Origin of the sequence: Caballeronia telluris (assembly GCF_001544495.1) — a bacterium.
Taxonomy (GTDB): Bacteria; Pseudomonadota; Gammaproteobacteria; order Burkholderiales; family Burkholderiaceae; genus Caballeronia; species Caballeronia telluris.
In genome coordinates this window covers 18161-32955 of record NZ_FCNZ02000003.1, presented here as the reverse complement: position 1 = coordinate 32955, position 14795 = coordinate 18161, and the positions used below count along the sequence as shown (strand labels likewise).

Sequence of the window (14795 nt, the reverse complement as noted above, 5' to 3'; positions counted from 1 at the left end):
GCTCAACAAGGCGCACGTGCCATATGGCGACTGGTTCGAACTACTGCGCGGCTGCGCGACGCTGTATGCGTGCAACAAAGCAGCTTGTCCACAGGCATTCAACCGCATCCTCACCGAGTTGCGTCTGCGGTTCATGCACGCGTGCGCGGGCAATCTCGAAGCCGATCTGTTCATCCTTGACGAGTTTCAGCGTTTCAAGGAGCTGCTCGGCCGCAACGACGACAGTGAGGACGGCATCATCGCCCACAAGGTGTTCGATGAGACACGCGAGGGCGCCGGCAAGATCCTGCTCCTGTCGGCCACGCCGTATAAGGCGCTCACACATATCGACGACGAAGAAGATGCACACGCCGAGCAGCTCCAGCACCTGCTGCGTTTCATCGCGAGCGGCGAAACCGCGCCATGGGAAAGGTACACGAAGGCGCGCGAAGCACTGCTCAAGGAGATCCTGCTCCTGCGCGATCCGTCGGTACGGCCCGCCGACCTCGACGGGCAGCCGAAGAATGCTGTCGAGTCCGCGCTGCGCCCTTACATATGCCGGACCGAACGTGCATCGATCGGGTGCGGTGTAGAGAACGTGACGCACGCGAGGCATCTGCCGTGCAGCTCGACGTTCACTCGCACCGAGATCGACGCGTTCGTTGCTTTCGACAAGGTCGGTCAGGTTCTGCACGACGTGCAGCCGACCATCCATCACTTGCCGTTGATGGAGTTCTATAAATCGGCGCCGTGGCCGCTGTCGTTTCTTGGCGATTACAAGCTGCGCACGTACATCGAGTCGCACAAAAACGTTCCTGAAGTGAAAGCCGCGCTGAGCCGGGCCAAAGCGGCATGGATCCCGCGCGACAGGCTGGACGCCTATGCAGTCAAGCTGGATAAAGACGCGCCGCACGCCAGGTTGCGCGAAGTGACGAGAGCTGTGTTCGGAAACGGCGCCGAAATGCTGCTGTGGATTCCTCCGAGCCGACCTTACTACAACCACGAAGGATCGTTCGCCACCAATGCACAGTTCACAAAAACGCTGCTGTTCTCAAGCTTGCTACTCGCGCCGCGAGCGCTGAGCGGTCTCATTTCCTATGAGGCCGAACGTCGTCTGCTGCGCGCTGCGGGAGACAATGCCAAGTATTTCGAGGATCGACCGACCGGTGACATCATCCGCTTCGACAACCCGAAGACGCTCGCGCCTTGGGGCTTCGTCTATCCGTCGAGGACGCTCTGCGATCTCGCGCCGGTGCGCGACGAGGCTTTGGGCAAGAGTTCGGAGACACTCGTCAACGAAATGAAGAATCTTCTGGCGGACGGTTTGCAACGACTGCAACGCTTCGCCGGACCCGCGCCGCGTCATCCCGATCTGTGGTATGCGCTCGCGCCGTTCTTGCTCGACTGGACCGACTCCACCGGTGCAGATGCCGGCCGCAACGTACTGTCGCCACGCGCCGCGTGCGAGCAGTGGCTCGATGACTTCCGGTGTAATGCGGGCCAGTCGGCTGACGCGTCCGGCCGGCGCGACGTTATCGACATCTTGCGTGGGCGGCTCGACGAGCCGGCGCTCGATCTCGGCCCGATGCCCGACGATCTGCCCTGCTTTCTTGCGAAACTGGCAATCGCCGGACCTGCCGTGAGTGTGCTGACCAGCCTCGAGCGCATATGGAGCAAGGGCGACCGCGAGTTGGCACGGCGCGCGGGCGTCGGCGCAATCGACTTCGTTCAGGTGTTTAACAACCCGGAAGGACGGCGCATCCTGAAGAAGAGCCGACGCGACCGGCAAATCCCGTTCTGGATGGCCGCGCTGGATTACTGCGTGAGCGGCAATGTTCAGGCGATGTTCGACGAATACCTGCATCTGCTCCACTCGAGTGGTCTCGACGCGGCTGAAGCGATGGCCCGGCTCAACGAAACAACACGTTTGCGCGCGGGCAGCGTGACGGCGCAGGTCCAGCGCATCAATGGCGCCGCAGTCCGGTTCCGCTGCCACTATGCGGTTTCGATCAGCAATCAGCGCAGCACCGACCAGCAGGCTGTCGAGCGGATAAGCAACGTGCGCGATGCATTCAACTCGCCGTTCTGGCCGTTCATGCTGAACTCCACGTCGATTGGTCAGGAGGGGCTGGACTTCCACTGGTATTGCTCGCGCGTTGTCCACTGGAATCTGCCAGCGAATCCAATCGACCTGGAGCAGCGCGAAGGACGCGTGAACCGCTACAAATCCCTGGTGGTGCGTCGCCGCGTCGCCGAGTACATCGCCAATACGCCGGTTGCTGCGGATGGCGGCGATGTGTGGGCCGCATGGTTCGGGCACGCGAAATCCGCGCGCCGCCTCGCGGCAAACGCACGCTCAAGCGACCTAGTACCATACTGGCACATGCCGGTCGGGCAGGCTCGCATCGAGCGATTCGTACCGTACTTGCCGATGAGCCGCGAAGCCACGCGCCTCGACGAATTGCTGAAAATCCTCTCGCTGTACCGGCTCGCGTTCGGCCAGCCGCGTCAACAGGAACTGCTCGAAAATCTGTTGTGCCGCGAATTCGACGCCGCGGAAATTGCCGAGATCCAGCGCAAGCTGATGATCGACCTCGCGCCGCTGAACTACCTGCATGCGGCCTCCGATCCGATCGAGATTCCCGCCGACGACACCGCGATCATGGTGACCAAGTCGTTCTCCGCGCACGAGGACGATGCGAACGGGACGTTCGATATCAATCCATTCGCGTCGCACGACGATCAATTGCCTGGTGCGGAGAAATAAAGCTCGACGCGCCTTGGTCGAGACGCGGTTAGCGCACGTGCTCACGTTATTCGTGAAACGTGGCGCTCGCTCGTTTCGGCGTGCGAATGTCAGGTATGCGCCGGCGGGTACCTGCCGTTACCCCCTGACCGCGCGACTAGCTGCAACGGGTCGCGCAGCGACATCCGCGTGAGGCAGGTAGCTAGCCAAGAGTAATTCCTCGTGGATTCGCCGGGACAGCCGCTTGAACGACGGCTTCTGTTCCGACAGGTGCCCGACGACCGGTACGCTCAACCTGGCTTTAGAAGCCGGTCGTGCCACGTCGGGAATTGGACGGTTACAACCGCGACAACCCATGGCCCGAGGCTTTTGTGCGGGTCTCGGACTTTAAATCGCGTACCACCGCCGAGAAGATTGTGCTGCGGAGAAGCTAATTAGGGCCGCCTCCGATGTGAGGTTGCGTTGCACAAAAAGTAGTACGTCAAATAGGCGGCCATGCTGACCTTTCAGCATGGGATAGCTGCTGTTCTCGATAGCCTTGTTGAGGATGGGGAGCGTACGAGAAATACAATCACCGATATAAAACGGCAAGACGCAAATTTTCTTGGCGTCCGGGCAGTCTTGAACCGGTAGGAGATAGCGCGTCCTATTAACGCCGGACACGCCAGCGACGGCCAAGCCGCCCCTCACCTGACTATCGTACGCGGGCATCAGCCCGGTAATCAGCAGCAAGGCTTTCATGGGATAGGTTACATTCGTGTTACCCACCAGCAAGCCGGCCGCTAGTTCATTCAGGCTTTCAATCAGGCAACCATCAAACTCATCGACGGTCTCGAATGGGGAGTCGACCTTGAGGCTTCGTGTGCCATTGGCCACGGATAGAAATTCAAAGCTATTCGCCAGATTCGTCAGTTTCTGGTGGATCGCCGGATTGCATAGCGCCTCTGTTGCAGAATCCACTGGGCGACAAGCCGGTGCGCCGCGCTTACCTGTGCCCCAGCTTTCCAACACCTTTATGAGAGCGAGTGCCAACCGGCTTGCGGACACGGTAGATGGCGGCTCCGAGAGATAGTCTACTGCCTTGGTACGGACCGTGAAGTAATCCACATGGTACGCCGCGTTGAAACCATTGATCGCCGCTGTGAGAGCTGCCGTGTCATCGGTAACACTAAAAGACATCTCGTTGCTCCGTCTGAGTTGTGTCGGCCGTGTTGAGTAAACGACCGAAGTGCCCTGAGGTTCCGGTTCTGGTCCCAGCCCACGCATCCGAATAGCGCGCACTGCATGTGCGATATCGCCAAGCCTATAGGGAGGAGAAGACGGACGACTTCAAGCTGCGGCGACTTTGGCCGCTCGCGCTGGTCGAGTCAGCCGGACTCATGTACATGATCGCCCAGAGTGCGGAACACCCGCCAAGGCCCGACGACGAAGGCAAGCCCAATTGGCTTAGAACTTTGTTCAGGCTGGACCGAATCATTTCGGCGGTCGATTCCGGGGATAAGTCTGCGTATCCGCGCGATTTCCGGCTGCATGACACGATTACAAACGATCAGGTTTTCGAGTTTTTGCCCGGAGGCCCCAGTTGTACTGGAGCTTGCGCTGGAACCGATAGAGGCGAAGCGACTGAAAGAGCGGCGTATGTCGAAAGACTAAACGTTTGAGCGGCTTTCCGATGGTCGCATGAAGGTGATCGGGACGGTGGTCCCCAGCGTGAAACTGCGACGGTGGCTTCGCTCGCTTGGCCCTGCGGCGGAAATCCTGGCGCCAACCACGCTTCGGGATGAGTTTGCGCGCGACGGGGGCGCGTTGGCAAAGCGCTACGGCACGACAGCCTGAGTCATGCGGTGCGTCGCATTGAAGAGAATTCACGCAATGCAGTGTTACTCGCACGAGCGCTTCTTGGGTCAGTCTAAAGTGTAGGTGCAAAAAACGGCCAATCTGGCAAGCGGCTTGAGATACTACTTTTCCGAACGCTGAACAGAACGACGGGCAACGTACGGGAATCGCACACCGCCCAGACTGCGGGCGGCATGACCAGCGGCGGACCGTGGAATTAACGCAAGGCCTGATCAAACTTCATCCAGCATCCGGAACTCCGCATCGATCGCTTCGCCCTGATCGCGCCAGCGATGGAACTGCTCGCGCTTCTCGCGTCCCACTACGACGCTTTGCTCGACCGCCGTTACGTTGGCGCGCAAATCGACGAGTTCCGGGAAAAACTGATCCTCGAAATGCGATCCGCCGACCAAACCCAGCAATTCCGCGCGCTGGTTCTCAAAGTTCTCGACCATCTTGTCGAGCACTTTGCGAAACGCCTGTTCGCGCTTCATCTGCTCCACCGAGTCCCAGATTTCGAGCGCGAGCCCGAACGCCGACAGCAGGCCGTTAAGCCCCTTCGCGAGATTGACGGCGCCCCACGGCTTGAACTTCAACATCTTGCCGAGATCGAGACCGACCACCTTCGCGACACCGACAATACCATCGCGCGCCGCCAGCACCGACGTGTTGTTGATCAGGCCGCTCTTGACTACGTAATCGATTCCCTGCTTACCGTACGCACGCACGCTCGCGTTGAAATGATTCACCTCCGCGTCGAAACCGACGGCCATCTTGCTGACCTCGAATTTCACCGAGCGCATCTGCTGATCGAACGCGTTTTGCAGATTCGCGTTGAGCACCACCCCGTCGGAACCAATATTGCGCTCGAAGAATTCCGCGAACGTGTCCATCGACTGACCACGCGCCTGCAGGATCAGATCGGTGAAGAAGTCTGTCAGAAAGCTGCGCAGACCAATGCGCACATCGTTGATACGTGCATCGGATGAAATCAGTTGCTTGCGTAACTGGTTGTTCATCGTTTCGAGGCGGTTCACTTCCTGCGCAATGCGGTCATCGTTATGGACGGCAATAGGCAATTGCTTGCCAAGCACGTCGCGCACGATACTGCGCCGCGTTTCGTCGACGACGGCCGCGATGCCTCCCGCCGCCGAAACTTTTTCCGACGTCGCGTGCTGAAGCAGCTCGATGCGCGAGAGTGCGCGAAAACGCTCGAGGTCCGCAAGCCAGTATTCGGTGCCCATCTCGAACGGATCGGCAGCGACGGCCACCACGGCGAGCTCCGCGGCCTCCGCGTCGGTCAGCGCGATCAGATCGCGCAGGCGGCCCGCCACGCTGTCTTTTTTGATCGAGAAGAGCTTCGCATATTCGTGCTCGTCCTCGACATCCGCGACCGCGTCGAAGCGGCTCAGCACGAAGACCGTGCGCGGCAGCAAGTTCAGCGAGCGGAACAGCCAGGTGAGATCGTCTCGATGGCTCTCCTTGATCGGGTTCGTCGGGTCCATCACGTAGACCACGAGATGCGCCTCGCTCACGTACTTGCGCGTGAGTTCCTTGTACTTTTCGAGCGTATTGGTTTGCGCGTCGAACTGCTCCTTGAAGCCGAACAGACCCGGCGTGTCGATCAACAGGCAATCGGGGCTCGCCTCATAGACCGTCACTGCATTCGACGATTCCTCATGGCTGATTTTCATTGTCGACTTGTCGAGCCGTTCGAGCCACGCGGCCGCGATCGCCGTCTTGCCTTCGGAAAAACCGCCGATCAGCACGACGCGCAGCTTGTCCTCCTCCATGCTGCGGATCGCATTGTCGAGCTTCGTCTTGACGTTCGTGTCGGTGTCGATACCGAACGCTTCGCCTTGCGCGAGGAACGATCGCAGATCGCTGAGCACCTTCAACGTTTCCGCCTGCCGTTCCTTGAAAGACTTGAGTGTCTGTTCCATTACACTGCCTCTGTTTCGGAAATCGTTGTAGACAATTGCGCGAGATTCGCGCTAACGCGGATCAGCGTTGAATTGATTTGCGCCACCTGATTGACCGATCGCTCGACTTCGGCAGCAATCTCGTCGATGCGCGTCTTAACGCTCTCCATCGCCTTGTCGCAACTGCTTTTCATCGCGTCTTCCATGCGGCCGACGACGCGCCCGATGTTCTCGTTCGCGGCCTTGCGCTGCTGCGATTTCTTGTAATCACTGTCGAAGAAGCCCCAGACTGCTTTCGCGATACTCACGACAAGCGTCACTCCGCCGATGGCAAGCGACACCCAGCCGGCGGGATTCCAGATCATCATTAGCCCCCCTGCGAGCGCCGCAATTAGCGATATGTAATTTACGCCGCTATCGAACTTCATGTTCAATTCGAAGCTACCGAGTGTCGGCGTGTCGATTGATCGATACGCATCCTGTAGTTCCTCGATGCGCCGCTGGAAGCGTTCAAGCGTATCGCTCACGTCCCGCTGGAAACGCGCGAGTTCCCTCTCCATCAGCGTCGGCAGGGCCGATTCAAGCTTCGCCTGCTCGCGCCTCATCGCCGCACTCAGCGCGTCCTTCACGTCGTCGTTATCGATGCCGTCCTTGATCCGCTCGTAAATCTGCTCGCGCACGCGCGTTTCGAACGTCCGGATCGCGGCGTCCGCATGCGTTTGCAACGCGGGGCCGAGCGCGCTCACCGCGAGTTCCAGCTGCTCGCTGACGTGGGCCCAGTCGCGCTGAACGTCCGCCGCAAGTGGCGCGACCTTGTCACGCTGGATCAGCGCGATCGTGCCGGCTGCCGTCCGCACGGCGCTGCGCACTTTATGAACGTTCGAGGCACGGATACGCGCATCGCTATCGGTCACCATGCCTCGGCTCAGCCAGTCGAGAAACGACTGGAAACCTGACCTCGCGAGCACGTCCGCGGGACTCGCCTTCGCAAGGAACTTCTCGCGGCCGCGCGCGGCGTCCGAGCCCGGCACAAGACAATCGGCCGCCGCCAGAAACGCAGGCTGCGCGCTCAACGCGATGTAACGCTGATAGTTGTTGCCCAGATGCTCGCGCATCGTCTCATCGAGCACGGCAAGGCTCGCCCGTTCGCCCTGGTTCAGCAAATCCCCTTTTTCGAGCTGGATCGGATTCGTGATGCGCTTGTTGAAAATCGACCAGACTTCGGTTTGATCGCCGAGATGCTCGCGAATCTTTTCGAGCGTGCCTTGCCCGTCCTTGTCGCCGGTCTGCGGTGCCGAAGGCTTGCCGGTTACATAGAACACCGCGTGTGCGGCCTTCACCGCGCCAAGAATGCTGTCAATGACGCGTGCTTCCTTGCCCTCGATGCCGGGCACGTCGAGCAGTTCGAACCGCTGACCGTTCGCATCGAATTCGTAGCCGTGTGCGTCGAGCGTGTAGTCGGAGCGGCCCGTGCCGATAATCTGGCCGTCCGCGAACGGCACGAGGCTGTCGAGCATCGCATGCGCCTTCGCCTGCTGGGCTTCGAGCGACTGAAGCGCCGTTTGCGCGTTGTCGAGCTGCGCATCGAGCCGTGCGCGCTCCACCTCGTGCGCAACCACAAGTTCGCGCTGCTGCTGCCCCGTACGCGCGAATTCGAGTTGCTCCGGCAGCTTGCTGAACAGCCACACGAGCTTTTGCCACAACGATGCGGCCCGCTTCTTCGCCTCAATCGCGAGACGCAGCCCATTCAGTTCCTGTTGGAGCGCATCGCGATCGGCGTCGAGTTGCGCTTTACGTTCGGCGACTTGCTCGCGCTGCGCGTCGAGCGTCGCGCGGCTCACCTCGATTGACTCGGCACGCGCCGCCAGCGATGCTTCGCTGATGCCGAACTCGGCCTCTTTCACGCGAAACGCGGAGCGCGCCTCCGTCTTCGTTCGCTCTTGCAGCAGGATACGCAGCGTTTCGATGATCGTCGACTTGCCCGCGTTCGTTTCGCCATAAAACGCAATCGTGAACGTGTCCCAGCGCGCGTGCCGTTGCAAGGCCTCTATGCGCTTCGCAAGATCGTCATGAATTGGAGCGACGAGATCGACGACCTGCTTCATCGTGCTCGCAACACGCGGGGCAGTCGCATCGGGCTTGAGCTGCCTAAGCAAATCGTCGATTTCGTTCAATACTGCCTTGTGTAGGCCAATCGATGATGTACCGTCAGTTTGTTGCATATCGCCCCAACTCGATAGACATAGAAAACCTGCCATGAAGTTCTTAAAAATTGATCGAACTGACACGACGGATGCTCACTGCACGGGTCATGCCTTAACTCGCTCACGGTCTGGCAAACCATTCCCATGTGCGTTGTGCTGCAATCACTTGCGCTGCAAAACCTGCTTGAATTGGGCGGAAATCCGTTCGATCAAATTCGGCTGTGACCGAATCAATGTAGACGCGCCACATCGCGGGCAACGCGAACGAATATCCGCGTTCGGCATCAGGACATCGCTACGCGGGGCAAACGTATGTTTCCAACCGCACTGATTACATTCCAACGTAAAGGGCGCTGGGCGTACTGTCATATCACTTCTGGTAGTTTGTTTGTTATGTGTAGCGGGCGACCTCAAGCTCACCAGCTACCCGACACAAGTCATTCATCCGCGTTGCGCATCGCTCGTTACCGAATCGACATACGCTCCTACGGCTACAGTTCCCATCACGGCTGCAACGAAGACAATCGCAAACGCGGCCAGATGTTGCAGCGGGGAGGAATTGCAATTCGTGAACATGTTTTCTCCTGAGAGAGGTGTAAAAGGACGGCATCGATAGGCCGCCCTATCAACTTAACCGCACCTTCAGACAAATCATGTCCAAACGCCCTCGAGAAATACCGATCTAGCCGCGCGACGGCGTTGCTTCACATACTCTGCAATCAGTTCATGCATCGGCACTGCGCTTTTCATAATCTCACCCGCCTTCGTAAATCCCAGCCAGTGCCCTCGCTTCTGCTGCCAACTCGGAGCGCAGCCCCTCCGGCGCCAATACCTCGACGTTCGGCCCAAATGCCCGTAACCACCACCGTAAGCGCTGGCTCAACAGCACCGTGCCGTGCACCTCACGTGTGTCGCCGCTCTGACTGATCTGCTGATCCTCGGACAGCGGCGCTTCCAGCAAATGATGGCCTGCGCCGTTCGTGAACCGCAGCCTCAGATGAACCACACCTTCGACCATAAAGTCGAACTGACGCTGTTCCCGTACATACTCCGAGAGCCTGAACCCGCGCGGATATGCAAACGACTCGGGCAAGATGGTGGCGCGCAGGAGACGATCGAGCCGGTACATCGCCGGGTTCGGATGGCGAGGCATCGCCGCCACGAGATAAACCAGCCCGCCCACCTCAACCAACCCCAAGCGGGTGGACGACCTTTGCATCGGTGTTATCGACCTTCGTGCGTGGCTGGTAAACGATTTCAAGCTGCTGCTCGTAAAAGACCGCTTGCGAAACTTCAGCGAAGACGTCGGAATCGACCACCGGATATTGCAGCGTGAAGCTGCCGACCTCTACCTCGATCTTGTCGATCCATTTGCGGTAGCGCCGCTCATGCTCGCTATTGACAGCAGCCAGCCGCTTGCCGGCCACATCGAACAGCGGGGCTAACGTGTCCGCTACCAACTTCGGAATACGCCAAGTCGAAAAACGACGCAACGTCTGGAGCGCCAGCGCCTCGTCGTGTGTCATGCTGCCGGCAGCCTTCGCTGCGAGGCCGCTCGCTCCTGCGACCTTGAGCCAATACTTGGCCCTCCCGCGCTGCTCCATGACAACAAGCGAATCTCTGAGCATCTCTTCGAGCCGTCGCTGCACGGTCTTCACAACCGGCGCATCGAGCAGCATGACGCTGAGCTTGCGATGTACGTCGGGAGTGGAAATTGGCTCCTCGCCCTTGGCAGCGTCGGGCAAGACCTGCATGATTTCTCGATCCAGCATGTCGGAAGTGGACTCGGGGTAAAACTGGTCAAGCCTGCCTTAACGGCACATTTTCGAAATTCTTTAGACCGCGGTTTCACAACGCCGATGACAGCGATCCCCCGCACCCGGAAGCCGCACTTTGGTACGGCGGTCCTTGCGAGTATAAAAAACAACGCCCGCCGGGGAGCGGGGGCGGGCGAATTCGCGCCTTAGCCCGCGTCGACCAGTTCACTCGGTTCGGTGCCACTCGTCTGTGTGGTTCGGTCGGTCGAGATGAGCGTTGGCAAGTCGCTTCCTGCGACGCTGATGCGAATCTCGGCAAGCGTTTCGCCGAGCTGCCCGGCCGACACACCGTCCATGTCGAAGCCGACCACGCTCTGACGCATCAGCGCCTGAGGCACGGTCCAGTACGACATGCCCTCGTCTGTAACTACGCTTACCTGCGTGCCGTCGGTGAAGTGGATCGACAGTCGCCGACCATGTATCAGCGCGTGCCGTTCCCGCGACTCGACGTTCGCCTGGATGCCGCAGTATTCGAGCGCAGCGCAGAGCGCATCGTCGCGCAAATATTAGAGTGCCATCTGTTCTGCCTCGCAAGATTGTGGTGATAGCGCAAGCGCTTCTTATAGCCAGCGACCGGACCCTGACGCGAAGCCAGTATGAGCACGTATCGGGACAAAGCGTGTCCCATGCGCTCGAAGATCGAAGCTGTTTGCCTGAACGCGTCAGGACACGGTCTGTCCCAACCCTCTCTCACCATTGCGTCATCACCGCTACAAAGGGGAGCGCATGACCGCTTCGCCATATGGCCACCGACGTCTTGCCGACTTGTCCGTTAGCGAACTCGTGGATATTCGAATGCTCAACAACGGTCTTTCAAAGGCCGAATATTGGATTCGCTGCAACGCCGCGCGACTGCGCGACGAACCGTTTGTCGAGCGAGCCTCGAAAGTCGGCGAGCATGCGTCACATGATTCAGACCTTCGCGTTGAAGTATGTTGCGCCCTGCGCGAGTGCGATCCGCACTTCGACCGTGATAGCCACAACATCGTTGCGAGGCTCGATGGCCGTGCCATCCTGAATGCGGACACGGCCGAGCATTTCGACACAGGCAACGACCTTCACGATCAAACGTCCCGTTCGATGCCAGACATGCGTCTGTGCCACCTGTTCCGCGCTCTTTACGAACACGGCGCTCAACGCAACTGGGACGCTCTGGTTCGAATCGGCGAGATCTCCGTCGAAATGTCGCATGGTCATCGACTGATGGATCGTCGCGAAGCGTCATGCCGGCAATGACAACTAATCCTGCAAAGAGGAACGCGACGTCAGCGCGTGGCATCAGCCCGTACACGATTCGCAACCTTGATGCCGCGATCTTGCATCTCGAGCGAGTCATGGCCAACGCTAACGCCCTCGCGATTTTTGGGCCGACCTATTGGCGTTCGCGTATTCAGCAGGTCGAGGCAACGCCTGGTGTCATGCCCGCGCAACTCCGCCGGCTGCACACGCTGCGGAAACGACTCGATCGCGCCACGCAGGCCGCAAACGAACCGCGTCAAACATCACGACATCCTCAATTGAAAGGAGATCTCCATGCCGCGCACCTCGGCTGAGCCATCGATCCATCGGCGCTTCTTCGTGCACGCCTTGCGAGTCGAACATATCGTTCATATCGACGCATCGCTCTGCGACGACGTTTTTTTTGGCCCAGCTCGCGACCTGCTACAGAATGACTTCGATCAAGTGCGCGAAGCATTGGTAGCAGGCGGATTGAATTTCCGCCATATCGAACAGGCCGCCACGTTCGACGACCTTGAGCATTGGCTCGCGAAGGTCGTGTGGAAGCTCGAAATCGGTTTTCTCGTGCAGGCACGGCAACCGTATTTCATCGTCGACAGTCACGATTGCTTCGGCTACTCGTGGGAACTCAGCCGCACGCGCTGGTTCTTCGCTCGCGAGTATGCCTATGCGCTCAACCAGATCAGTGCCTGGGGCGCACGCAATCACAATGAGGCACGCACACGGCTTGAGCGCGCACCGTGCTGATCTGGTTTGCCCGCGCGCAAGGCATCGCGACCGGAATCGGGACACGAAATGTCCTGATGTACGCTCATACTTGATACGTCTGAATTGCCGGAGATCCCAACCCGCCCATGACGCATCGCTTTCTCCTCCCGGAGTCCTCACCTGATGGAATCAGCAACGTGGAGCCTGTCGTCGAACTCTGGTCGCTGCGGTTCCTTGTGAACTTGGAATTGCACCGATACTTGATCAAGCCGAGCGGCTGGGCCAGCGATCTGATCTCCCAGGCGCTCGCGCTGCCGGACCTGCGACTGCCCGGCGCGCCGCGCGCCCTCACTGTGGAATTCGACATCGAGGAAGACGATGCGACCGAGGCCACCGATCGCCTGTTCGACACGCGGTCCGCGCGCACGCTCCTGAAGGAACGCCTCGCCGCAGTCGAAACCAATCCGTTGGCTGCGAACGCGCCGGCGGTCGTTGCGCAGAACATCGGCAAGCTCCAGGCGCTGGTCGGCCTCACGGACGTCGAGTCTCGCATCCTGATGTTCGCGGTGCTCGTGCATACCGATCGAGTTCTCGACAAGCTGAGCGACTGGATCGGCGAACTGACGTCGGCCGGCCTTTATTACGCATTGGGTGCCGTGCTCGGCATAGACGAACAGGCGGTGCGCCGCGCGCTTTCGCCTCAAGGCACGCTCGCGCGCTCGGGCCTGCTGAACGTCGATCGCAAGCAGCGCTGGACGCTCGCGGCGAAACTCGACCTGCTTTCAAGCGAATTCGCCGATCGCATCGTGTCGGACGCGGTCGATACGCTCGAACTCCTGCGCGGGCTGGTCGCGCTCGCCTCGCCGCCCACGCTGACGCTCACCGATTTCTCTCACGTGGAGCAACAGGTCAGCTTGATTTGCGCCTGGCTCAAACGCGCCTCGCTGACGCAGCGGCGCGGCGTGAACATTCTCGTGCATGGCGCGCCGGGCACTGGCAAGACGGAGTTGACGCGCGTGCTGGCTCGCGCGATGCAATTGAGCCTTTATGAAGTCACGGGCGAGAACGCCGACGGCGACGCTGTGCCCGGCGCGCAGCGCCTGCGCGCATTTCGTGCGTCGCAGGCTTTTTTTGCCGAGCGTCGCGCGCTGATGGTGCTCGACGAAGCCGAGGACGTCTTCACCAGTGGCGAGCCGGGCGAGCGTAGCGTTGCGCAGGCGCACAAGGCCTGGCTCAATCGCGCGCTAGAAGAAAACCCCGTGCCGACGCTCTGGCTCTCGAATTCTGTCGGGGGCATCGATCCCGCGTTCGTACGCCGCTTCGACCTGGTGCTGAACCTGCCCGTGCCGCCGGCGCGCGTACGCACCCGCATCATTTCCCGAGCCTGCGAGAACCGTGTGTCTGAAGCCAGCCTGCATCGTTTGTCGGCGCATCCGGCGCTCACGCCCGGCGTGGTCGCGCGCGCCGCCCAAGTACTGCATCACGTCGCCGACGACTGGACCCCGCAAAGCTTCGGCGACGCGCTCGAGCGGATCGTCAATGACACGCTGGAAGCGCAGGGCCATACGCCGCTCGCACTCCACGGCGCGCCCGATGTCACGGGGGGCTTCGACCCGTGCCTTGTAAGCGTCGACGTCGACCTCGCCGTGCTCGCGCAAAACATCGCGAGCACGCGCTCGGCGCGCCTCTGCCTGTACGGTCCGCCGGGAACCGGCAAGACCGCGTTTGGGACGTGGCTCGCGCAAGAGATCCAATGCCCGCTGTTGCTGCGCCGCGCCTCCGACATGATTTCGCCCTACGTCGGCGAAACCGAGCAGAATATCGCGCACGTGTTTCGCGAAGCCGCGCGCGAACGCGCGCTCCTACTGATCGACGAGGCCGACAGCTTCCTGCGCGAGCGCGCCACAAGCCAGCACAGCTGGGAGGTCACGGCCGTCAACGAAATGCTCACGCAGATCGAGTACTTCGACGGCGTGCTCGTCATGTCGACCAACCTGTTGGGTTCGCTCGACGAAGCCGCGTTGCGCCGCTTCGACGCCAAGCTGCGTTTCGGCTATCTGAAGCCCACGCAGGCCGCGGCATTCTTCGCGCGACGCTGCGAGGCGCTCGGGCTCGCAGCGCCGGATGCCGCGATCGATCGCGTACTTTCGCGCCTCGCCGCGCTGACGCCGGGCGATTTCGCGGCCGTGATCCGGCGCCACCGGTTCCACCCGTTGAAAAGCGCGCTCGAGTTTGCCGAGGCACTCGAAAGCGAATGCAGTTCCCGCCAGCGAGGATCGGCACCGATCGGCTTTCTGCGCTGACGTGCTGCTAAAGAAAGCGGCCTTTGTGCCGATAGCCATGA

General features: G+C 60.3%; 13 protein-coding genes. 6 read left to right on the top strand and 7 right to left on the bottom strand.

Annotated elements, in window-relative coordinates; translation table 11 throughout:
• Positions 1 to 40: 40 nt before the first annotated feature.
• A complete protein-coding gene (locus tag AWB66_RS34265; RefSeq protein WP_235020992.1) occupies positions 41 to 673 on the bottom strand; it encodes a hypothetical protein in 633 nt (210 codons plus the stop codon).
• A 3-nt stretch (positions 674 to 676) separates the two neighbouring features.
• Here AWB66_RS34265 and AWB66_RS34260 point away from each other — a divergent pair, with 3 nt between their 5' ends.
• Positions 677 to 2746, top strand: a complete 2070-nt coding sequence (locus tag AWB66_RS34260; RefSeq protein ID WP_235020991.1) for a helicase-related protein — start codon at positions 677 to 679, stop codon at positions 2744 to 2746.
• Positions 2747 to 3112: 366 nt separating this feature from the next.
• On the opposite strand, the gene AWB66_RS04785 is transcribed toward AWB66_RS34260, so the two are convergent.
• Positions 3113 to 3904, bottom strand: coding sequence for a hypothetical protein (locus tag AWB66_RS04785; RefSeq protein WP_087629136.1), 792 nt, complete (start codon positions 3902 to 3904; stop codon positions 3113 to 3115).
• 501 nt (positions 3905 to 4405) lie between these two features.
• Between AWB66_RS04785 and AWB66_RS34255 the strand changes: the two genes are divergently transcribed.
• The gene (locus AWB66_RS34255; RefSeq protein ID WP_235020990.1) at positions 4406 to 4561 is read left to right on the top strand and encodes a WCX domain-containing protein; all 156 of its coding nucleotides are present in this window, start codon (positions 4406 to 4408) and stop codon (positions 4559 to 4561) included.
• A 233-nt stretch (positions 4562 to 4794) separates the two neighbouring features.
• Here AWB66_RS34255 and AWB66_RS04775 read toward each other — a convergent pair whose 3' ends face one another.
• The 5 genes from AWB66_RS04775 to AWB66_RS04755 form a co-directional block, all read right to left on the bottom strand.
• Positions 4795 to 6504 carry a LeoA/HP0731 family dynamin-like GTPase gene (locus AWB66_RS04775; RefSeq protein WP_087629135.1) on the bottom strand — a complete coding sequence of 570 codons (1710 nt, stop codon included), beginning with the start codon at positions 6502 to 6504 and terminating at the stop codon, positions 4795 to 4797.
• The gene (locus AWB66_RS04770) at positions 6504 to 8657 is read right to left on the bottom strand and encodes an AAA family ATPase (protein ID WP_087629134.1); all 2154 of its coding nucleotides are present in this window, start codon (positions 8655 to 8657) and stop codon (positions 6504 to 6506) included. The genes AWB66_RS04775 and AWB66_RS04770 overlap by 1 nt, the downstream gene beginning before the upstream one ends.
• 784 nt (positions 8658 to 9441) lie before the next feature.
• Complete coding sequence (locus tag AWB66_RS34250) at positions 9442 to 9816, bottom strand: WYL domain-containing protein (RefSeq protein WP_456151188.1); 375 nt, start codon at positions 9814 to 9816, stop codon at positions 9442 to 9444.
• A 55-nt stretch (positions 9817 to 9871) separates the two neighbouring features.
• On the bottom strand, positions 9872 to 10459 hold the full coding sequence (locus AWB66_RS34245) for a hypothetical protein (RefSeq protein WP_235020988.1): 588 nt from the start codon (positions 10457 to 10459) through the stop codon (positions 9872 to 9874).
• Positions 10460 to 10650: 191 nt separating this feature from the next.
• A complete protein-coding gene (locus tag AWB66_RS04755; protein WP_087629132.1) occupies positions 10651 to 11007 on the bottom strand; it encodes a hypothetical protein in 357 nt (118 codons plus the stop codon).
• Positions 11008 to 11230: 223 nt separating this feature from the next.
• On the opposite strand from AWB66_RS04755, the gene AWB66_RS32810 reads away from it, so the two are divergent.
• From AWB66_RS32810 to AWB66_RS04735, 4 genes are all read left to right on the top strand, one after another.
• Entirely contained in the window at positions 11231 to 11740 is a 510-nt protein-coding gene (locus AWB66_RS32810) for a hypothetical protein (protein ID WP_125469660.1), read from the top strand.
• Between the two features lie 98 nt (positions 11741 to 11838).
• Positions 11839 to 12057 carry a hypothetical protein gene (locus tag AWB66_RS33970; RefSeq protein WP_200818928.1) on the top strand — a complete coding sequence of 73 codons (219 nt, stop codon included), beginning with the start codon at positions 11839 to 11841 and terminating at the stop codon, positions 12055 to 12057.
• Complete coding sequence (locus tag AWB66_RS04740) at positions 12038 to 12490, top strand: hypothetical protein (RefSeq protein WP_087629130.1); 453 nt, start codon at positions 12038 to 12040, stop codon at positions 12488 to 12490. Before AWB66_RS33970 ends, AWB66_RS04740 begins: the two co-directional genes overlap by 20 nt.
• Before the next feature lie 221 nt (positions 12491 to 12711).
• On the top strand, positions 12712 to 14754 hold the full coding sequence (locus tag AWB66_RS04735) for an AAA family ATPase (protein WP_159462878.1): 2043 nt from the start codon (positions 12712 to 12714) through the stop codon (positions 14752 to 14754).
• Positions 14755 to 14795 lie beyond the last annotated feature (41 nt).

Coding starts and splice junctions, on each gene's coding strand:
- AWB66_RS34250 (WP_456151188.1), bottom strand. CDS start 9,816: ATGTACCGGCTCGATCGTCTCCTGCGCGCCACCATCTTGCCCGAGTCG.
- AWB66_RS04785 (WP_087629136.1), bottom strand. CDS start 3,904: ATGTCTTTTAGTGTTACCGATGACACGGCAGCTCTCACAGCGGCGATC.
- AWB66_RS34255 (WP_235020990.1), top strand. CDS start 4,406: ATGAAGGTGATCGGGACGGTGGTCCCCAGCGTGAAACTGCGACGGTGG.
- AWB66_RS04775 (WP_087629135.1), bottom strand. CDS start 6,504: ATGGAACAGACACTCAAGTCTTTCAAGGAACGGCAGGCGGAAACGTTG.
- AWB66_RS04740 (WP_087629130.1), top strand. CDS start 12,038: ATGCCGCGCACCTCGGCTGAGCCATCGATCCATCGGCGCTTCTTCGTG.
- AWB66_RS33970 (WP_200818928.1), top strand. CDS start 11,839: ATGGCCAACGCTAACGCCCTCGCGATTTTTGGGCCGACCTATTGGCGT.
- AWB66_RS32810 (WP_125469660.1), top strand. CDS start 11,231: ATGACCGCTTCGCCATATGGCCACCGACGTCTTGCCGACTTGTCCGTT.
- AWB66_RS34245 (WP_235020988.1), bottom strand. CDS start 10,459: ATGCTGGATCGAGAAATCATGCAGGTCTTGCCCGACGCTGCCAAGGGC.